Origin of the sequence: Alteromonas sp. 5E99-2 (assembly GCF_017368475.1) — a bacterium.
In the GTDB taxonomy this organism is placed as follows: Bacteria; Pseudomonadota; Gammaproteobacteria; order Enterobacterales; family Alteromonadaceae; genus Alteromonas_F.
Genome location: NZ_JAFNJE010000008.1, coordinates 39,595 through 59,750, shown reverse-complemented (window position 1 = coordinate 59,750; position 20,156 = coordinate 39,595). Strand labels below are relative to the sequence as shown.

The following is a 20,156-nucleotide window of genomic DNA, read 5'->3' as shown; positions in this document are numbered from 1 at the left end:
ACGAATATGAAAACATTACCTAAAAAATTACTAACCAAATACCTTCCTATTCCAGCTGCAGTGCTACTAAGTTTCAATGCAAGTGCGGAAACTAGAATTAATGGTTTTGCTAACTTTGTGGCAGGTTCAACCCTAGATTCTGACGTTACGACTTTAGATATTAACGACAACGTCGCCTATGAAGAAGATATCGTTTTTGACACTGACAGTTTGTTTGCATTACAGATAAGTACAGATTTAAGTGATAAAGTGTCAGCTACTGCACAAATTTTATCTAGAGGCCGCGACGATTTCGATGCAAATTTTGAGTGGGCATATATTAGCTATAAAGCAACGGACAACCTTTCAGTCAATTTAGGTCGTTTAAGAGCCCCCTTTTTCCGATATTCTGATTCAGCAGATATCGGATTTTCATACCACTGGATCACAGCTCCTGGCACTGTTTATGACGTAGGTTTTACAAATTTAAATGGAGCCCGTCTAGATTACAATAACTACATCGGTGATTGGGAATACTCACTACAAGCTGCGCTTGGTACCTATGAAAGTGATTTTGCCGGCGGTGAGCTTAGTGGAAACAACCTAGTCGTATTAACCGCTGAAGCAACTTACGAATGGTTCAAAATAAGAACTGTGTACGGCAGAGCTGACGGCACCTTTGAAAACCCAGAGATAGATGCAACCCTCGATAGCATTGAAGCAATTTCTCCTGAATTAACAGAAGCACTTAGAGTAGAAGACGACGCAGGATTCTTCCTTGGTCTTGGTTTAGAAGCTGACTTTTACAAATGGTTTATTGCTGCCGAGTTCACTCAAGTAGATCAAACAGCATCATTCGTTCCTACAGATGATGCTTTTTACATTACTGCTGGAGCTAGAATCGGCAAGTTTACTCCATCAATAACCTATGAAGAGCTAGATGGTGTTGCTGACAATATAGCTAACCAAGAAATTGTAAATCAATTCGCCGGCACGCCGTTCTTTGACCCGTTGAATGCAGTAAATATTGGTTTGCAAACAAGTTCGTCCAATAAAGAAAGTCGTATCACTGCGGCAATTCGCTATGAATTCGATACCAGCATTGCGATAAAAGCCGATGTTAGACGCATAGACGATGACATCAACGACAATAACGATGTAACTATTGTTAGAGTTGCAGTCAACTACATTTTTTAAATGAAAATCACTCCCCTGCGCCTGCAGGGGAGTGATTTATTTCGAACTATTTAGCTGAAAACCATCCCGTAATTGATAATCGAGCTTGAGTAGCATAAGGCGCAATAAAGCTTACGCTATGTACATGCTCAACATCAAAAAGGCTTAAAGAATTCAAACCAGGCATCCAAGAATCTCTTGGAGTTCCGTCGTTTTGAAAAAAATGCAGTAAGCCTCCCCAATCAGGATGCCATTCTTTTGTTAAGCTCATAACATACGCAACTCTTCGCTTCTCACCATGGTGAATATCATTATGCCTCGTCAAAAAGTGTCCGGGTAAATAGCGAGTAGCCTGCATACTTGCCGATGCAATATCACCATGTCCCGTCAGTTTTCTGATCCACTCAATAGCTTCTTCTGAGTTCAACCATAGATAAAATTTTCGTAACGCTTCATTCGACGAGCTTTCATCTATTTTACGCTTCCCATAAATATAACCAACACCTCTACTCGCTTGCTGATAAATGTGATTAACCACATCGGGTTGCTGTGTAGACAACTTTTTCCATTCCGCAAAAGGAATAGAATAATTATCACCATTGCTAACAAATGCAGTTTCATACTCTATTTGAGACGATAAAGCTGTGTACAACGACGCAGCTTCGCTATGTATAAGAACATCTTCTAAACGATGCCTTTTATCTTTCGAATATAACTCTGATGGAGGCGATGCTAATAACTGAGGAGATAACAAATTAATGACCTTTTTACTTCTTAGTGCTTGATTATATACACCATAATTGAATTTAGTGAAAAGAGTAAAGCTAGAAATTGGATTATTTCTGCTACGTCTTTCTTATGTCAGTAGGCTCTGCACATTTATAAATATTTTGATGAGCTACTTCCCCAATATCACTGCCCTCACCTTTTGCGTATTGCGAATTCCACAATTCTTTGAGTTCAGGTTTTTTCCCCTCAGAAGCCCACTTCTGCTCTGCCAACTTTTGTTGCTTGTAGTTATTCTCCCTTTCCTTCATCCAGTTATTAACCCTATCCGTAAAAGCAGGATCGTCGCTCATATCGCGAATTTCTAACTTAGTATCATTTAACAAAGTAAGTGGAAAAGGCATTATTCTGCAGATCGGCTCACCAGCTTTGAATACGACAGGCTTATTCTCAGTTGTTATTCTCCAGTTCATCGTAAACGGAAAAGGTACCCAGTCAGTTCTAACAAAAGCATCGAGCGGCGTAACATCACACTTATCATGGTTAGCAGGGCCACTGATCAATAATCCGTAATCAGCAGGGGTTCTAAACAAAAAAGGTAAGTACCAAGTAACCGTACCACCTCCGAAATGAGGAGTTGGGCCAAAAGGGTGCCGCGACGCTAAATTGAATTTAAGCTGATCTCCATTTTCTTTTCCTGTCCATGTAATTTCTACGTCAACAGGGTTGAGTAACTCCCAGCCCATGGAGTTTGCCGCGGTGAGAGGAATACAGCGATACGCATATCTGGCTGGAGTTTGATCCATCCACTCTCTCGTAATCTTGCATGGCCGAATTAATGAGGCAACATCAGTAGAGGTTCCAGGAAGAGCATAAGCAACAAGTGTATTTTCTGAAACTGGTTGTACTTCAGACATAAAGCAACATCGTAGAATTAAAGTTACAAACAGAATACACGTATGAACCTCTTTTTATCAACCGCCCACAATGACTTTATTACTCAATGGCTGTAACGTGAAATCCTTTTAACTACGAATATATAAAAACAAATAGTGTCTAATTTTAGGCTCTTTTTATATTGACCACTTTTTTCACATAATATAAAAACCCCGGATTATCGAATAGTTTGTGAGCAACAAAACAGCATAAAATAATGAGTGGCACTAGTACCAAAGGAGCTGACACGGATAGTGGAAGCGGTATTAAATTACTAACGAACATGTACATAAAAGGCCAAAAAATAATATGATTCAAATAGGTGCTGTATGAAAAAGAACCTAGCCAAAAGGTTGCTTTGCCAATCAAACTATTTTTAATGATGCTATCCATTGGATACATTAAATACAGTAACAAACTAATTGTAAACGCACATAAAAGTCTATAACCATCGCCATTAAGCGCATTTATATGCAGATATATAATTACCCCAAATAGGCAGCCACAGACGACAGCAAGTAATAAGGTAAAAGTCTTATTTTTAAACTCATCTCTTTTTAAGATGCAAAAATAAAGTACCATCCCAATGAAAAATTTTGAAAAGAGTGGCAAAAATAAACCTATTGGCACTAGACTTTTAAGGTCATCAAATAGGCATAATAAAGATAAGAAAAAGGTAACTGAAATTATGTAATAAAATTGATTCTTAAACTTTAATGCAATACCCAGTAGCAAGTATATTTGTACCATTACCGCGATAAACCAATACACACCACTAATTTCTACAAACGCCTTGTTTAACGCCCATGTTTCACTTGTAAATACTTTAGTAAGAGAAATATATAAAAAGAAGTCGCTTATCGTAGGTAGATTGAAATCAAAAATCAGCTCTTTGCTTTTAAGAAAAGAAACGCAGCTTGTTAAAATAGGGACAATAATTAAAGCCAACAATAAACTAAACAGATAAATAGAGTATATTTTCTTTAATCGTTTCAACGCGAAGCCGTTGTTCTTGTCACTTGAAAGGATCTTATGGCAGGCGATGGCAGATACATACCCTGAGGCAACAAAGAAAAAATCGGTTCCTATTCTGCCAAATTTTATAAACGAAAGAAGCCAGTTAATGTCAGGTAAATAACTTGGCAAAATGTGCAGTGCCAAAATCCAAACACTGGCAATACCACGGAACGAGTCAATCAAAAAAAAGTGAGTTTTAGCTTTATCCATCAAATTACACTATCCGTAAATAAGCATACACATTAGAAGTTGGGGTATTCGTCGTTTGTTGACAACAACGGTATATGCTACCACTTATAATCTATGATTCACTGATTATTTATTGAAATCAATGTCACCCTTAAAGCAGCTTCGCTCATAGGAAAAGTCGCTTAAAAGAACAATAGCCTTAGTTTAATACCACCACTTTTCAAGGTTTTCGTATTACCTAAATAAAGAAAATAGCCGATTTTAATTCACAAAAAAAGGGATAACATTGTTATCCCTTAATAATGAAAACCTTCTACTGGTTTAGACACGTTTTCTACTTTTTAGATTATTCCGCACTATCCACAGGGCGCATGTGAGGGAATAAAATAACGTCTTTTATAGTTGGGCTATCAGTAAACAACATGGCCAAACGGTCAATACCAATGCCTTCCCCAGCAGTTGGAGGTAAACCATATTCTAATGCACGAATATAATCGTCATCGAAATGCATTGCTTCGTCGTCGCCAGCGTCTTTCTCTTCCACTTGCTTTTTAAAACGAGCAGCTTGATCTTCAGCATCATTTAACTCGCTAAAGCCATTGGCAAGTTCACGACCACCAACAAAAAACTCAAACCTGTCGGTAATAAACCCGTTTTCATCATTACGACGAGCAAGAGGAGAAACCTCCCATGGGTATTCGGTAATAAAGGTAGGCTGTTCTAATTTTTCTTCCGCTGTCGCTTCGAAAATTTCACATAAATATTTACCCGCGCCCCAAACACCATCAACTTCAGGCTCTTTAATGTGCAGGGTTTTAGCCATTGCTTTTAACTCGTCCAGATGCGCTTCGGGATCGCGGATCGCCGCTTCGTTTGCTTCTGGCCAATATTTAAGAATAGCGTCGCCCATAGATAAACGTTCAAATGGCTTGCCAAAATCAAAGTGTAATTCGCTTGTCACTTCACCGTTAACATCTTTGATGGTGTTCACTACTTTGGTGGTACCTAAAATATCGTTCGCTAAGGTGCGTAACATATCTTCAGTCAAATCCATCAAGTCGCGGTAATCGGCATAAGCTTGGTAAAACTCAAGCATAGTAAACTCAGGATTATGACGAGTAGAAAGCCCTTCATTTCTAAAGTTTCGATTAATTTCAAACACGCGCTCAAAGCCGCCAACAACCAAACGTTTCAAATATAGCTCAGGCGCAATACGCAAATACATATCAATATCTAGCGCATTGTGATGAGTTTCAAATGGTTTTGCCGTTGCTCCACCTGGGATCACTTGCAGCATTGGTGTTTCAACTTCCATAAAGTCGCGAGAAGCCAAATAATTACGAATACCATTAACGATCTGGCTGCGTATTTTGAAGTTCTTACGGCTGTTCTCGTTGGTGATCAAATCCACATAACGTTGACGATATTTAGTTTCTTGGTCCGCCAAACCATGGAATTTTTCTGGTAACGGACGCAAAGATTTAGTCAGCAATACGTACTCTTGCATGTCGACATACAAATCACCTTTACCGGATTTGTGCACTACGCCAGAGACACCAATAATGTCACCAATATCCAAGGCACCGTATTTTGCTTTAAGGTCTTTTTGTACATCTTTACTTGCATAAGCTTGAATACGGCCGGTCATATCCTGCAGTAACAAGAAAGGGCCACGCTTTGCCATAATACGTCCAGCAATACTGGCTGTTTCCGCTTTTTCAGCCAGCGCTTCTTTGTCAAATTCACCTAATGCGTCTTGTAATTCTTGCGCATAGTTTTCGCGGCGAAAATGATTTGGAAAACCATTCGCACGACAATTTTCTCGAATTGCATCTAGCTTCGAACGACGCTCGGCAATTAACTTATTTTCATCTTGAGTTTGTTGAGTCATTCTCTGATTTTCCCGTTACAAGCCAGACTTCAAGCTGGCTTCAATAAACTTATCTAAATCGCCGTCAAGTACGGCCTGTGTATTTCTAGTTTCAACACTCGTCCGCAAATCTTTTATGCGCGAGTCATCCAATACGTAAGAGCGAATTTGACTGCCCCAGCCTATGTCAGACTTAGTGTCTTCAAGGGCCTGTTTCTCGGCATTTTGCTTTTGTAATTCGTATTCGTACAACTTAGCTTTAAGCTGTTTAAACGCCTGGTCTTTATTCTTATGTTGCGATCGATCATTTTGACACTGCACAACAATATTGGTAGGCAAATGGGTAATCCGCACCGCCGAATCAGTTCGGTTAACGTGCTGACCACCTGCACCGGATGCTCGGTACGTATCAATACGTAAATCCGCTGGGTTGATGTCGATATCAATATCATCATCAATTTCAGGATAAATAAACGCCGATGCAAAAGAGGTATGCCTGCGGCTGCCAGAGTCGAAAGGCGACTTTCTAACTAAGCGATGTACGCCCGTTTCTGTGCGTAACCAACCAAATGCGTATTCGCCTTGAAAGCGAATTGTCGCACTTTTTATGCCTGCTACATCCCCGTCAGAGACTTCAATAAGGTCTGTTTTAAAACCATGGGCTTCTCCCCAACGCAAATACATACGAAGAAGCATATTGGCCCAATCTTGGGCCTCGGTTCCACCAGAACCCGATTGAATATCTAAGTAACAATCCGATGCATCATTTGCACCAGAGAACATTCTTCTGAATTCCAAACCTTCTAATTGCTTAACCAGTTCACTTAATTCTGATTCGGCTTCTTGAAATGTTTCTTCATCTTCAGCTTCTACTGCAAGCTCTACTAGACCTTCGACATCTTCCACACCTTGATCTAGGGTGTTAACTGTGTCGACAATCTGTTCTAACTTAACTTTTTCTTTGCCTAAAGCTTGTGCTCGCGCGGGATCGTTCCAGACCTCTGGACTTTCTAACTCTCGACTAACTTCTTCTAACTGCTCTGCTTTTGCAGCATAGTCAAAGATACCCCCGAAGCGCATCTGTGCGCTCTCGAATGTCAACCAAGGTTGCGTTTATTGTGTTTACTTCGAACATAGATAAATATCTACTTTGCCTACCTATAAAATGAACGCGGATAGTAGCCGAAAACCGCTATAGCATCAAACCGAATATAGCGTATAAAACCACGGTAACGCCACCAACTGATAATGCATAAGGCATTTGAGTTTTCACGTGCTCCAATAAGTCACACCCAGACGCTAACGCCGACACCGCCGTTGTATCTGAAATGGGCGAACAATGGTCACCAAAAATACCTCCGCCCAATACAGCGCCTACTAAAAATGCGGGTGGTAAACCTGTTGTTTGTATTAAAGGAACAGCGATAGGAATTAATATGGCAAAGGTGCCCCACGAGGTACCTGTTGTGAAAGAAATAAACGCACCAGTTAGAAACAAAACCGGCGCAATAGCAAACACGGGAATATGGCTACCCACTACACCCGACACATACACCCCTGTACCGAGTTCTTTTAAGCTAGCACCTAAACACAAAGACAATAAAACAATGGTTACCAAGGGGACAAGTTCTCCAATTCCCTTAAAGGATAAAGAAACAAATTCTTGAGTAGAGTATGTTTTGTGACTCACAGACAAAACGAAGCACACAAAAAGGCTCAATACCGTCGCATATAGAACAGATTTAGAGCCGCTACCTTCGGAAAGCACACCATTGCCAGTCCAAAGCATGAAGCCCACCATACTGAAAACCAATGTGGCTAGAGGTAACAACATAAAACGGGACTTTGTTGCCACAACCACAGCTTCACTTTCTTCACTAGACGCTGATGTTTGCTTTTGCATCTCTGCTTCACTTTGCTTCATTGGTCCGTAAACCTTGCCAGAGAAAACCGTATATCCAGCTACAACCAGTGTAAGTATTGCGTAAAAGTTAAAAGCAGTTGAGCTCCATAACACTGATGCAGCGCTTTGTTCTAGCTCGTATCCCGACAATAAAGCTAAAATATAAGCCCCCCAACCGTTAAGCAAAATAAGTATGCACACTGGCGCAGACGTACTGTCAATAAGATACGCCAGTCTTGCTCGACTCATAGAAAAACGGTCAAATAAACCGCGAGACAAAATACCCGCAGTCAACACACTTAAATTCGATTCTACAAAAACGGCAATACCCGTTCCCATCGTCAACGCCCCTGCTCGTCGAGGCGTGCTCGCCGCGCCAGAATTAATTAACTTATTAACCGTTGCTGTAACACCGCCTGAATCACGAATAAACGCAAGTACCGCACCAATCCCCAGACTAAAAAGTAGAATTCGCGCATTACCAGCAGAAGACGCTACCGAAACAATACGCTCAATTGCATTTATAACTGTCATCAACAGCGGCTGTTCACCTTTGATAACAAGTAGCAGTTCCGATGAAAGCAATGCAATGAACAAAGCCGAAACCACTTCTTTTTTCCAAAGCACGAACATAATTGCGATTAAAGGGGGTAAAACCGTGGTCCAAGTCATATCTACATCTTAGTAAATGCCTCGTCAGGCAACGAGGCGAAAAGAAATTCACACATACCGTTAAGTACGGTTGCGTCCCATTTTGTCGTGGCTGCTAACCCAATGACCTGCAATAATTGCGCAGGCCAAAGATATATCACCCGCAAGTACCGTCGCCGCTACAATTTCAGCAAACTTGTTTACTTTACCTTTGCCGTAACAACCTAACATTTCTAAGCATTCTTTTTGTGTCGGTAACGCTGTGCCACCACCGTAGGTTGCAACAATAAGCGAAGGTAAAGTCACCGCTAAGTAAAAGTCACCATTAGGTAATAGCTCGTGGGATAACAGCCCTGCATGAGACTCTACCACATTTGCTTCATCTTGCCCTGTGGCAATAAATAAAGACGCAATACCATTTGCTGAATGGGGACCGTTATAAGCCGCCCCCGCCATTAAGGCACCTGTATTTGCTAAGGTCGTAGCTTGAGCCAACATTTTCGTATCGACTTTCATTATCTTAGCCAATACGTCTTTTTTCAGAACAATTTCTGCCACTACTCGTTTACCACGAGAATGCAGCATATTTAGGTGAGAGTGTTTTTTATCGGTATCCATATTCCCAGAGAGCAAATATTCGCACTCTACAGGGTAGTTCGCCTTAATCCATTCACAAGCAACAAGGGTGGCTTTACCTACCATATTTTGCCCCGCGGCATCACCTGTAGTGTAGTTAAAACGCAAATAACGCATTTTTGATACAGACCACTGATGAATGTGCTCTAGCTGCCCAACACTTGTGGTCGTTTCCGCTGCTGCTTTAATACTGTCAAAATTATCAGTGACCCACTGACCAAAATCTCGCGCTTCTCTTGCATCAGCGAAGATAAAGGCTGGAGCGCGCTGCATAAAACCCTCAACAACAGTAGTCTTTACCCCACCGCATTCATTGATAACCCGCATACCTCTGCTATAACTGGCAACTAAGGTTCCTTCCGTTGTAGCTAAAGGCACATAAAACAAGCCTTGCGCATGTTCGCCGTTAATTTGTATAGGGCCGGCAATACCCACGGGCATTTGTACAATACCAATAAAGTTCTCTACATTACCCGGAAGTACACTTGGGTCGACCGTGTAATCTCCCGTATATTTCAGATCACTTCCTGTTTTCTCTTGAAGAAATTCCCTGCGCTTTGTCGCCATTTCATTTGTATGGTCGTTATTTGCGCAACGGGGGATACGGTCTTCTCTCTTCATTAATCATTCCTCTTGATGAAATCTGAATTACTGCGGTATAAGAGCAAGTTGTTAATCTATATGACCTCACTAAGATAAACAAGAACAGACGTACCCATTCTACCGCCTTGAACTTGTGATAATATATTATTGAATAAATCAAAAAGAGATTAGAACGCTGAAGCACTATCGCTCGACTCGTGCAGAAATACTAGGTAAAAACCTACTGCACAATTTCCATTACTTACAAACTCGCTTACAAGCGGGAGCCTTAATGCCTGTGATCAAAGCAGACGCATATGGTCATGGTGATGTTTTTGCGGCAAAAACCCTTCAGCAACACTGTCACTTTTTTGCCGTTGCTCTTATTGAAGAAGCATTAAAATTAAGAGCTTCAGAGGTTGCAACGCCTGTGGTCATTTTAGAAGGCGTATATACAACAGAGGCGTTTGAAGTCTGCAGTAAAGAGCACCTTATTCCAGTGATACACTGCCAAGAACAACTGGACATATATTGTCGTGTACCTGCTGAATCTCGTCCTTCCTGCTGGCTAAAATTGGATATCGGCATGCACAGACTCGGTTTTAACCATCAGCAAATAGATAAAGCATGGAATACAGCAAGTAAACACTCTCCAACACCTGTGGTGTTATGCGGTCACTTTAGCAGTGCTGACAGCGAAAAACCTGACGACATCGCTGACCAATTGGCTTTATTTCAACAAGTGCAACGCCGATTAAAGTGCGATGCCAGCTTAGCCAATTCACCCGCAATTTTGCAATGGCCTAGTAGCCATGTGGCATGGAATCGAGCCGGTATATGTTTATACGGCGTATCGGCAAGTCAATATTCCATGCGTCCCGCAGAACTAAAGCCGGTAATGAAACTGATTGCGCCAGTATTGGCAATTCGAGAAATTCCAACTGGCGCCCAAGTGGGTTATGGTGGAACTTGGGTAGCCAAAAGAACAAGTACCATTGCAACGATAGGAATAGGCTATGCGGATGGTTACCCCAGACACGGAAGTAATGGCGCGCCAGTTTGGGTAAATGGGAAGATAGCCCATGTTGTAGGCAAAGTTTCTATGGATATGATCAGTATTGACGTGACCGACTGTGAAGATGTGGATCTCAATACCGAAGTTGAGCTATGGGGAAATAATCTTCCTGTAGAAGACGTAGCAGACCACTGTGGCACTATTGGATATGAATTAGTAACTCGTATCAGTAGCCGAGTGCCTCGCGTGTATAAATAACCTATACACGCACTCTAAACAAAATAGCGTATAGCACAGGGATTACATAAAGGGTCATCAAGGTAGAAAACAGTAAACCCGCCATTATGGCTATTGCCATCGGCTCCCACATAGCACCACCACCAATATACAAGGGTAAAATTCCTAGCACTGTGGTCGCCGTGGTCAATAAAATAGGCCGAGCTCGCTGCTTAGATGCTTGAACAATGGCCTTGCCATGACTAACACCTAATTTTAATTCCAACTCAATGCGTTCTAACAGCACTATGGCATTGTTGATCACAATACCTGCCAAAGAAATAACACCCAAAAAAGTCATAAAACCAAAATAAGACTTCGCCAACAACAAACCTAAAATCACGCCAATCAAGCCCAAAGGTATAGTAAATAGCACAATACTGGCCTTGCGAAACGAATTGAACTGCCCCACCAATAACACCAGAATAATGAGTCCGGCAATCCCTAGCTTTTCTTTAATCGATTGGTTGGCGTCTCCCGAGCTTTCACTTTCCCCGCCGAGTTCGTAGCGAATTCTGCCACCGTAGCGTTTTTCTAAACTATCAAGCCAAGGCAATAATTCTGCAAACTTTTCTGCGGCATTCGCATCGCCTTGAAGCTGGGCGCCAACAGTGACTGTTTTTAGTCCATCTCGGCGTAATATTTTCGCTTCATCCCACACTAAATTAACGTCAGCCACTTGTTGCAAAGGCACCGACTTACCAGTGGATTGCGCATATACAGACAAAGACTCAAGCTTAGTTATCTGCGACTCATTTGCTACGCTAGAGCGTAAAATAACGGGAATAATGTCTTCGTCTTGCCTAAATTCGGTTAATTCCATTCCGCTCAGGCTAGCTTGAAGTGAAATAGCAATGTCTTGGCTAGAAATTCCCGCTCGCAGTGCTCGTGCTTGGTCTATTTGAATTTCTAGCTTTTTAATTCTTTGTCCCCAGTCGTCTGAAATGTTCGACAAGCCGCCAATTTCAATCATAGTGCGCTTAAGCTCATCCACCAATGCAAACAACTGCTCTTTATCCTTGCCCATTAATCTAACTTCCACTGGGTTTTCTACCGCAGGCCCTGTTTCAATTTTCCTCAGAGTTAAATCTAAATCAGGGTGATGGGTAAACGCGAAGTGTTGCAGCGCTTGCATCGCGGGTTCTATTACAGCTAAATCAGTGACATTTAAGATAATCAAAGCGTAATTGTCGTCATCAGATTTAGGGTGATGAGATAGAATAAAACGGGGGCCTGCGTTACCGATGTAACTCACCCAATTAGTGATACCTGACGCATCAGCCCCCTTTATTTGAAGGTCAGATTTAATAAAGTCTTCAATACTGGCAACTGTACTTTGCGTTTCTGCAATGCTGGTTCCCGTAGGCAGGTTAATTTCCGCTTTAAAATACAACCTATCTGAAGGCGGAAAGAAAATATTGGGTAAATATTTAGCCAAACTCATCACACCAACAAATAGAGCTAAGGTAGCAATCAATGTAATGAATTTACCTTTTAAACAAAAAGCCAAAGTCTTTTCATAAATGCGATAAAACCCGTTATTTAAACTCTCTTTGTTGTGCTTTTTAATACGTAAAAACTGAATACACAACAAAGGAATAAGGGTCATGGAAATCAGCCATGAACACAATAATGTGATTGTGACTACGGTAAATAATGAAGAGGTAAATTCACCAATACTCGACTCGGCCAAATAAATGGGCAAAAACGCTGCTGAAGTGGTCATTGATGCGACAAACAAAGGTAACTTCATTTCTGACGCAGAACCAATAGCTGCATCCATTGCGGTTTCGCCACTTTCCATTCTGACTAGGGTATTTTCAGACATGACAATGCCGTTATCCACCAGCATACCCAGCGCAATAATCAGTGCTGCCAGTGATATTTGATCTAACCCAATATCAAAAAACCGCATAACAATCAGCGCAAACAAAATGGTGGTAGGTATTAATGTCGCTACCACTAACCCCGTTCTTATTCCTAGTGTTAACAACATCACTAGGGTAACGATCACAATGGCTTGCAGTAAATTACTGACAAAGTTCTTAACTTTCGTGTCTACTTCATCAGGTATAAAGGCCACTAGGTCAAAATCAATTCCATAGGGGTAAGTACTTTCAAATTGCTTAATGATTTGGGTTACCTGTTCGCCAAGGCGGATGTTGTTTCCGCCTTCCCGCATAGAAACAGCAAACGCAATCGCCGGTGCGCCACTGCTGTGCACCAATGACGAGGGAGGATCTACATAACTCGTGGATATTTTAGCAATATCCCCTAAATACACAGAATGGCCATTGGCCTGAATAATGGTTTTTTCGATATCTTCAATTTGTTCAAAATTGCCACTGGGCTCTAGTGCTATCCGCTCTTGCCCTAAGGTAAATGCACCGCCCGATATAACAATATTTCGAGACTGTAAAATCGTAGCAAGTTGATTTGGTGAAATGCCTAATTCCGACAACCTCGCATTTTCATACTCCACAAAAACCTGTTCTTCTTGTTCGCCGAATATTTCCACTTTGGCTGCATCAGGTAAGCGCAACAAATCAGATTTTATATCATCGGCAATGTCTTCCATTTCACTGTACGAAAAGCCTTCTCCCGTCATTGCTAAAACAATGTTATACACGTCACCGAATTCGTCGTTCACAAAGGGGCCAACAACACCTTCGGGTAAATCCCCTTGAATGTCGTCTACTTTACGCCGTAAATCGTCCCAAATTGGACGCATTTGCTTGTAACTTTCTTTGATATTGACATTAACAATAGATATACCCGTTCTGGATTCACTGTCCACAAAGTCAAGTTCGGTAATGTCTTTTACCGTGTCTTCAATCTGCGATGACACCAATTCTTCTATTCTTTCAGGGCTTGCACCAGGCAAATAGGTAACCACTCTCGCGGTGCGAATAATAAACCCCGGATCATATGCCCTTGGCATAGTTAAAAAGGTAAGGTAACCAAACAGTAAAATCGACAAAAATAGTGCGAGTGTCACTCGGTTGTTATCAATGGCTAACCGCGTTAAGTTCATAGGCGTGCTTCTTGAAGACGAAGTACTTCCAAGCCTTGGTACATTTTACTCATACCGGCGATAATAAGCGTATCGCCAGGCGCTAACCCCGAGGTGATTTCTAAACCCAAGCTACTTAATGTGCCAGTAGTTAAATCTCGGCGCTCCACAGTGTGAATAGCCTCGTCTTTTTGAATTGCCACAAATGCGTATCGCCCAGAACTGTCTTCCAGCACAGCATGAGCTGGCACATACACTGAAGTTGAGGTTAATTGCGGAAGCCCTAAAGTTTGCCTAGCACGCGTGGTCACCGACATCCCAGGTAGAATATTAAAACCCTCTACTTTTGGCATGCTCAAAGTAACTTCATAGGTATTGGTGTCTAAATCGGCTTGGGTTGCCACTTCTTTCAGCGCCAATGGAAAGGACGTATTAGGTATGGCGTCAAACAGGGCTTCAACTTCGGGTTTGGTATCTTCATTAGTTAAAATCATGATCCTTTCAGGAATATCTACTTTGATATCGATACTGGATACATCTTGTAAGGTTAAAACTTCTTGCTTAGCTTGTACTTCCTCAAAATTATCGATATTACGCTTTGCAATAATCCCGTCAAAAGGAGCCTTAAGTTGTCCATAAAACAAGTTTTGCTTAGTGGTATCAAGAGCCGCTTCTGCTGTCGCTAAGGTTGATTGAAGTTGATTATAATTGGCCTGAGAGATAGTCCCTTTTGTGACTAATGCTTGACCTCGATTAAAGTCAGCCAATGCCCTGTCAAACTCTGCTTGATCGCTTTTCAGCTGAATCTCTATGTCTGTACTATCTAAAGATGCTAACACTTGGCCTTCAACCACATGGTCGCCTTCTTTTACGGCTAAGGTTTTAATCTTCCCAGCAACACGAAACGACAATTCAGCTTTTCTATTCGCTGCCACAACACCCGGTAATTCTATAAAACGTTTCTGTTCTGGCGATGTAACTGTCAAGGTACGAACATGCCTGAGCTCAACAACGTTATCTGTTACTTCATCGGGTTTAGAACAACCCACTATTGAGATTAAAAACAGTAACAAGCTAACAGTATAGATTTTCATTAATAAGCCTTAGCACCAAGTCGTTGGACCAGATTATTCACTAACCAAGCGTAAATCTCTACTGTCTAGTGTAAATATTGCCATTGCACTGATAATTTGTGTGGAAAAACAACTTCATTATAAATGATAACAATTAGTGATAAAGTTTTGAATCTATACCTCTTGATGAAACGTAAAGACAATGGTTTTATTACAGACGTAATTAATCACAATAATAAGGTAAAGCAATGAGCAGACAAGACGTAACAGATAAAATCATCGAAGCAAAAGTACTTAAAGGTATTAATTGGCAAGATGTAGCCAACGCTGTTGGCAAATCGAAAGAATGGACCACTGCAGGTTGCTTAGGACAAATGACATTTACTGCTGAACAAGCAGATAAAATCGCAGATATCTTTGGTTTAGACGAAGACGATAAAAAATGGTTACAGGATGTTCCATACAAGGGTTCGTTACCTGAAAGCGTACCTACTGATCCACTGATTTATCGCTTCTATGAATTAGTTAATGTTTACGGAACCACATTCAAAGCCCTTATTCACGAAGAATTTGGCGATGGCATCATGAGTGCTATCGATTTCTCTATGGACTTGCAAAGAGAACCCAATGAAAAAGGCGACCGTGTAAACATCGTACTTTCTGGTAAATTCTTACCTTACAAAGAGTACTAATCACGCTGTGGTGTAGCGCTTAACCGCTACACCCTTTTCTTCCTACTTTTCTTTTTATATATGGGAATAAACATGTCTCAAAACGTGGTTATTATAGGCGCTAATAGAGGCATAGGATTAGAACTCGCGAAGCAATACTGCGAAACTGGAGCAAAGGTGTACGCTGTATGTCGGCAAACATCTGAGGCGTTAAACCAATTACCTTGTGACGTTATTGAAGGTATCGATATCTGTAACGACGCAAGTGTTTCTTCGCTGCCAGACAAACTCAACACTATTCCTATTCATGTATTAATTCACAATAGCGGTGTGTTAGTGCCCGATGCTTACCCCGATATCAATATCGATAGCATGAAACATCACTTTGATGTGAACACCCTAGGCCCTCTGCGTATTGTACAAGCCCTTGTTCCTCAATTATCTGAAGGCAGTAAAATAGGCATATTAACAAGCCGAGTGGGCTCTATTGGCGACAACAACGGCTCTTTTAACTACGCTTATCGCACCTCGAAATGCGCTGCAAACATGATAGGTAAATGCCTCAGTCTTGATTTAGCACCGCAAGGCATTGCCGTTGCACTATTACATCCCGGCTATGTACGCACAGAAATGACGGGCCAACGAGGTTTAATGGATACCGATGAGTCTGCACAAGGACTGGTAAAAATCATGAGTGAACTCACCTTGGAAAATACCGGCTTGTTCTTTCACACCAATGGTGAAATGATCCCTTGGTAATTTGTAAAAAACACGCCAAGACAATAATTAATTTACAAGGTTATAATTAACCAAAGTTATAACCACATACGGAATGCATACAGTGCCAAATTTTATCATTGAATACAGCGAAAGCCTTACTGAGCAAGTGTCTGAAGAAACCCTTATGGATAAAGTCTTCGAAGGCGCAAAAGCCAGTGGTCACTTTCCACCAGAAGCGATTAAAATAAGACTTGAGCCTCGTAAAGGGTATCGCCTTCACGATAAGCAGAAAGACTTCTTACACGTTCATGCTCATATACTCAGCGGACGCACTGACGAACAAAAAACCGAAATATCAACAGCAACCATTACTCCGTTAAAAACACTGTCGTTAGAAAGCGTTTTTGTATCGGTGGAAATTGTCGATATTCACCGTGCAAGTTTTGTAGACTACGCTTACTAGTATTCGTAGCTAGCGATAAAAAGGAAGCCAACTGCATTCAGTTGGCTTTTTAGTTTCCGTTATTCTTTTATTCTTCGCTAATTTTGAGCAGTGTTTTTTCAAACACGTCTGCAGGCTGACCACCTTGAATGAGATACTTGTTATTCACCACTACCGAAGGCACAGATGTAATTCCCATAGAAGCGAACTTCTTCTGTTCTTCTCGTACTTCTTGTGTATACATATCGCCATCTAAAATGCGTTTCGCTTCTGTTGTATCTAACCCTACAGACTCAACGGTATCAAGCAAACTAAGGTGATCGCTAGGGTCACCCATATTTTGGAAGTACAAGGTAAATAAAGCCAATTTCAGTTCGGTTTGTTTGCCCTGACTTTTCGCCCAAAAAATAAGCCTATGAGCATCAAAGGTGTTGTAAATTCGCTTTTCATCGGAATAAACAAATTCAAACCCCACATCGCTTCCGCGCTTCAGCAAAGCTTCTCTGTTTTGATCACTTTGCTCTTTAGTGACACCGTAGCGCTCAGTCATATAATCAGACAGCAGCTGCCCTTCTTTTGGCATATCAGGGCTTAATTCAAACGCATGCCATTGAATGCTTGCATCCAGTTTACCCTGCAAATTAGTCAGTGCTTTTTCAAGCCCTTTGTAACCTACAATGCACCAAGGACAGGATACATCTGAAATAATATCAATTTGAAGCTGGCTCATTGAAACATCGCTAAAAAATAAGTTATACAGATATAAACCGAGGAATAGCGGATTTTATTTCTGAATTGCTTGAAAAACTTAGTTTATTACGTGTTTAAATTAATCAAGTTTCCAAACTTTAAGTGGTAAATTGATTTGGCTATCATTGAACCACTTTAATTGTAATGGTTGACCTGCGTCCTCAATTATCTCGTAACTGACATCTTTTCCTGTACCCATATTGACTTGAGCACCGTAGTTTTTGTTGACATCTACAACTAGTGCTATTCGATTTCCTTTTTCAATTAACTTCGCACTCATTCGGCCATTAACAATAGGAATATATGTTTTTTCCTCAGGTATGAGTAAATTTCGTTTACCCATATTTTTTGCATAACTGGCTCTACTCATATAATGCGCTAAGTGGAAGGCTTTTCCTTGGCTATCTATTTCATATAGATTAAATCCGATATCAACATCTTTTTTGTTAATTGCGATAGAAAAATATCCGGTTACGGCGCCAGCATATTCAACTGTTTGTTTCATTGGCTCAGTAATAAAAACTAATCCCGTTTGGCGGTCTAAGTTATCGACAATAATATTACTAGGTTCAACATTATGCTGTTGTATGCGATCGCTCAAATCAACAGTTTGTTCAACATAGTCTAATTTGGCGATACTTCCTTCCTTCAACAAATAGTGTCCATTACTATCTTTATCAGAAGCTAAGGTAAAGGTGATCGATTCTAAATTTAACCCATTGTAAGAACGCACATGTTGCCACGTGTTGCTGCCCATTAATTGATAGTTTATTTTGTCTTTCAACAAAGCCGGCTTTGGTTTTCCGCGCAAGATATGATCGAACCACTCAAAGGTGATTTGTTCCGTATCTTTACTCAGAGCAACAAGATCTAGCTTGTAATTACCATGAAATTTACGAGGTTTGCCCTGGGCGGTTCCGTGACTATAGGGTCCAATAAGTAAAGTATGGTTGGCATTGGGGTTGTATTGATAGTGCCTTTTAAGAAAGTCTATTGCAGAAATTTGGCCCCCATCAAAATACCCGGTAACACTTAAAACTGGGATATTAATTTTTGAGTAATCTTGTTGATAGGGCAACATCTCTTGATAGTATTCGTCAAATTCAGGGTGGCTAAGCCATTTCTGGAACCACGGGTTGGGTGTCCCCTCAATTTTATCGATATCTTTAAAGGCTCTTCCACTTTCGAACAATTCTTTATATACGTTATTCCAATGCTCCCAATCTGCATAAACAGAATGATCCATAGTTTTGTTATTTGTAACATGAAAAGCCCATTGGTAATTAGGGGTTATAAATATATTGTTCTGGATTGGAAGACCAGTCATTGGATTAGCTGCAGAATAGGGAGCAATGGCTTTTAATGCTGGGTGCATGTATTTCGTTGCTGCCCATTGAGTAAAGCCATTGTAACTTCCACCATACATCACCACATCACCATTGCTCCAAGACTGTTTTGATATCCAATCAATAACCTCATTAGCGTCTTTACCGTCATGCTCCCATGGTACAATCTCGCTAAGACTAGAACGTTTGCCTCTTGTATTGGCAATAACACCAACATAACCATTGGAGGCTGCACGTACTGCACTATTAATGTGCCATTTTTCATCAGCATAAATAGTAAATTGAAATGCCGATGGTTGTTTACCTTTACTCCCTCTTTGTCTGACCACAACAGCCGATAAGGTTACACCATCTTTGGTCTTAATTAATACATCAGGCTCTATAATGTAGCGTGTTGCTAACACCTCGGGTAACAATCTCTGACTAATAGGTAGTATTTTGTCATAAACCCGATAAAGCTGATAATTACTCACTAGACGGACAGCTTGCTCTGAAGACAAATTAGGATTGTCCCTATAATGTTTAAATAGTCCTAGCAGATAGTCTCTACCTAAAGATAAACTCCACCCAAGACTATAGTTGGCTTCGTTGAGTTCTTTGTTAGACAGAGAATTTAATGCTTGTTGCATTTGACAAGTTAGCTGTTCTTTTTCATTTTTATTGTTGCTTTTTTTCGAAAGATAAAATTCCGAATACATACGGTAGTAAAAGTAGTTCAGAGGTTCTTTTTGAGCATTTACAAGTACCAGTGTTTTTTCGTGAATATCCAGTAACGTCATTATCGCCATGTTGTCAGCAGTGGATATAGCTAAAGGTAATTGTTGATTGACATTTTTCGCGAGAGAAATCATCTCTTGTTTTAATACATCGGACTGCATTAGCGCCCTAATATCGTCAGGCTCATCTAACTTAGCATTATGCAAACTAACGGGAGCTATTAAGGCTCGATCTAACTCGTCTAGGGCACTAACGGATTCAATATTTATTGATAAATAGATAAGTATGATGAGAGCTTTTTTGAGTATAAGCCAATTCACCGGCAGTTTTAATTTTGTCATGAGAGCCTCTTTGTTTTTCTTATTTGGTTTGCGTTCGAGACTATATTTACAAGACTGAAATAACATGAAAAAAAAGTGATTTGTTGTGACTTATAATGACCATGAGTATATTAAATGGTACTTTCTC

The 20,156-nt window shown here is 40.8% G+C and carries 16 protein-coding genes; 5 read left to right on the top strand and 11 right to left on the bottom strand.

The window, feature by feature from the left end:
* Positions 1–6: 6 nt before the first annotated feature.
* On the top strand, positions 7–1,176 hold the full coding sequence (locus J3L16_RS09850) for a topoisomerase IV (protein WP_207612810.1): 1,170 nt from the start codon (positions 7–9) through the stop codon (positions 1,174–1,176).
* A 46-nt stretch (positions 1,177–1,222) separates the two neighbouring features.
* Here the strand turns inward: J3L16_RS09850 and J3L16_RS09845 are convergent, their stop codons facing one another.
* The 7 genes from J3L16_RS09845 to J3L16_RS09815 form a co-directional block, all read right to left on the bottom strand.
* Positions 1,223–1,909: a 2OG-Fe(II) oxygenase family protein gene (locus tag J3L16_RS09845; RefSeq protein WP_207612809.1), complete on the bottom strand. Its 687-nt coding sequence runs from the start codon at positions 1,907–1,909 to the stop codon at positions 1,223–1,225.
* Between the two features lie 91 nt (positions 1,910–2,000).
* Positions 2,001–2,798, bottom strand: coding sequence for a DUF6065 family protein (locus J3L16_RS09840; protein ID WP_207612808.1), 798 nt, complete (start codon positions 2,796–2,798; stop codon positions 2,001–2,003).
* 145 nt (positions 2,799–2,943) lie between these two features.
* Positions 2,944–4,044 carry an acyltransferase gene (locus J3L16_RS09835; RefSeq protein WP_207612807.1) on the bottom strand — a complete coding sequence of 367 codons (1,101 nt, stop codon included), beginning with the start codon at positions 4,042–4,044 and terminating at the stop codon, positions 2,944–2,946.
* A 325-nt stretch (positions 4,045–4,369) separates the two neighbouring features.
* A complete protein-coding gene (gene lysS / locus J3L16_RS09830) occupies positions 4,370–5,914 on the bottom strand; it encodes a lysine--tRNA ligase (protein WP_207612806.1) in 1,545 nt (514 codons plus the stop codon).
* Between the two features lie 15 nt (positions 5,915–5,929).
* A protein-coding gene (gene prfB, locus J3L16_RS09825; RefSeq protein WP_207612805.1) for a peptide chain release factor 2 occupies positions 5,930–7,028 on the bottom strand; the annotation gives its coding sequence in 2 pieces (ribosomal slippage) (positions 5,930–6,952 and positions 6,954–7,028; 1,098 coding nt in all).
* Positions 7,029–7,085: 57 nt separating this feature from the next.
* The gene (locus J3L16_RS09820) at positions 7,086–8,468 is read right to left on the bottom strand and encodes a Na+/H+ antiporter NhaC family protein (protein WP_207612804.1); all 1,383 of its coding nucleotides are present in this window, start codon (positions 8,466–8,468) and stop codon (positions 7,086–7,088) included.
* A gap of 60 nt (positions 8,469–8,528) precedes the next feature.
* Positions 8,529–9,704, bottom strand: coding sequence for a hydroxymethylglutaryl-CoA reductase (locus J3L16_RS09815; protein ID WP_207612803.1), 1,176 nt, complete (start codon positions 9,702–9,704; stop codon positions 8,529–8,531).
* A 133-nt stretch (positions 9,705–9,837) separates the two neighbouring features.
* Between J3L16_RS09815 and alr the strand changes: the two genes are divergently transcribed.
* The gene (alr, locus tag J3L16_RS09810; protein ID WP_207612899.1) at positions 9,838–10,938 is read left to right on the top strand and encodes an alanine racemase; all 1,101 of its coding nucleotides are present in this window, start codon (positions 9,838–9,840) and stop codon (positions 10,936–10,938) included.
* A 1-nt stretch (position 10,939) separates the two neighbouring features.
* On the opposite strand, the gene J3L16_RS09805 is transcribed toward alr, so the two are convergent.
* Together J3L16_RS09805 and J3L16_RS09800 are read right to left on the bottom strand one after the other, a co-directional pair.
* Positions 10,940–13,990, bottom strand: coding sequence for an efflux RND transporter permease subunit (locus J3L16_RS09805; RefSeq protein ID WP_207612802.1), 3,051 nt, complete (start codon positions 13,988–13,990; stop codon positions 10,940–10,942).
* The gene (locus J3L16_RS09800) at positions 13,987–15,063 is read right to left on the bottom strand and encodes an efflux RND transporter periplasmic adaptor subunit (protein ID WP_207612801.1); all 1,077 of its coding nucleotides are present in this window, start codon (positions 15,061–15,063) and stop codon (positions 13,987–13,989) included. Before J3L16_RS09800 ends, J3L16_RS09805 begins: the two co-directional genes overlap by 4 nt.
* Positions 15,064–15,290: 227 nt before the next feature.
* Between J3L16_RS09800 and cynS the strand changes: the two genes are divergently transcribed.
* The 3 genes from cynS (at position 15,291) to J3L16_RS09785 (ending at position 16,896) form a co-directional block, all read left to right on the top strand.
* Complete coding sequence (cynS, locus tag J3L16_RS09795) at positions 15,291–15,734, top strand: cyanase (RefSeq protein WP_207612800.1); 444 nt, start codon at positions 15,291–15,293, stop codon at positions 15,732–15,734.
* A 72-nt stretch (positions 15,735–15,806) separates the two neighbouring features.
* The gene (locus J3L16_RS09790; RefSeq protein ID WP_207612799.1) at positions 15,807–16,472 is read left to right on the top strand and encodes an SDR family oxidoreductase; all 666 of its coding nucleotides are present in this window, start codon (positions 15,807–15,809) and stop codon (positions 16,470–16,472) included.
* A gap of 73 nt (positions 16,473–16,545) precedes the next feature.
* The gene (locus J3L16_RS09785; protein ID WP_242698783.1) at positions 16,546–16,896 is read left to right on the top strand and encodes a 5-carboxymethyl-2-hydroxymuconate Delta-isomerase; all 351 of its coding nucleotides are present in this window, start codon (positions 16,546–16,548) and stop codon (positions 16,894–16,896) included.
* A gap of 67 nt (positions 16,897–16,963) precedes the next feature.
* Here the strand turns inward: J3L16_RS09785 and J3L16_RS09780 are convergent, their stop codons facing one another.
* Together J3L16_RS09780 and J3L16_RS09775 are read right to left on the bottom strand one after the other, a co-directional pair.
* On the bottom strand, positions 16,964–17,605 hold the full coding sequence (locus J3L16_RS09780; RefSeq protein ID WP_207612797.1) for a DsbA family oxidoreductase: 642 nt from the start codon (positions 17,603–17,605) through the stop codon (positions 16,964–16,966).
* Positions 17,606–17,704: 99 nt separating this feature from the next.
* Entirely contained in the window at positions 17,705–20,029 is a 2,325-nt protein-coding gene (locus tag J3L16_RS09775; RefSeq protein ID WP_207612796.1) for a CocE/NonD family hydrolase, read from the bottom strand.
* Positions 20,030–20,156 lie beyond the last annotated feature (127 nt).

Coding starts and splice junctions, on each gene's coding strand:
- J3L16_RS09850 (WP_207612810.1), top strand. CDS start 7: ATGAAAACATTACCTAAAAAATTACTAACCAAATACCTTCCTATTCCA.
- J3L16_RS09840 (WP_207612808.1), bottom strand. CDS start 2,798: ATGTCTGAAGTACAACCAGTTTCAGAAAATACACTTGTTGCTTATGCT.
- J3L16_RS09835 (WP_207612807.1), bottom strand. CDS start 4,044: ATGGATAAAGCTAAAACTCACTTTTTTTTGATTGACTCGTTCCGTGGT.
- lysS (WP_207612806.1), bottom strand. CDS start 5,914: ATGACTCAACAAACTCAAGATGAAAATAAGTTAATTGCCGAGCGTCGT.
- J3L16_RS09820 (WP_207612804.1), bottom strand. CDS start 8,468: ATGACTTGGACCACGGTTTTACCCCCTTTAATCGCAATTATGTTCGTG.
- J3L16_RS09815 (WP_207612803.1), bottom strand. CDS start 9,704: ATGAAGAGAGAAGACCGTATCCCCCGTTGCGCAAATAACGACCATACA.
- J3L16_RS09805 (WP_207612802.1), bottom strand. CDS start 13,990: ATGAACTTAACGCGGTTAGCCATTGATAACAACCGAGTGACACTCGCA.
- J3L16_RS09800 (WP_207612801.1), bottom strand. CDS start 15,063: ATGAAAATCTATACTGTTAGCTTGTTACTGTTTTTAATCTCAATAGTG.
- cynS (WP_207612800.1), top strand. CDS start 15,291: ATGAGCAGACAAGACGTAACAGATAAAATCATCGAAGCAAAAGTACTT.
- J3L16_RS09790 (WP_207612799.1), top strand. CDS start 15,807: ATGTCTCAAAACGTGGTTATTATAGGCGCTAATAGAGGCATAGGATTA.
- J3L16_RS09785 (WP_242698783.1), top strand. CDS start 16,546: ATGCATACAGTGCCAAATTTTATCATTGAATACAGCGAAAGCCTTACT.
- J3L16_RS09780 (WP_207612797.1), bottom strand. CDS start 17,605: ATGAGCCAGCTTCAAATTGATATTATTTCAGATGTATCCTGTCCTTGG.
- J3L16_RS09775 (WP_207612796.1), bottom strand. CDS start 20,029: ATGACAAAATTAAAACTGCCGGTGAATTGGCTTATACTCAAAAAAGCT.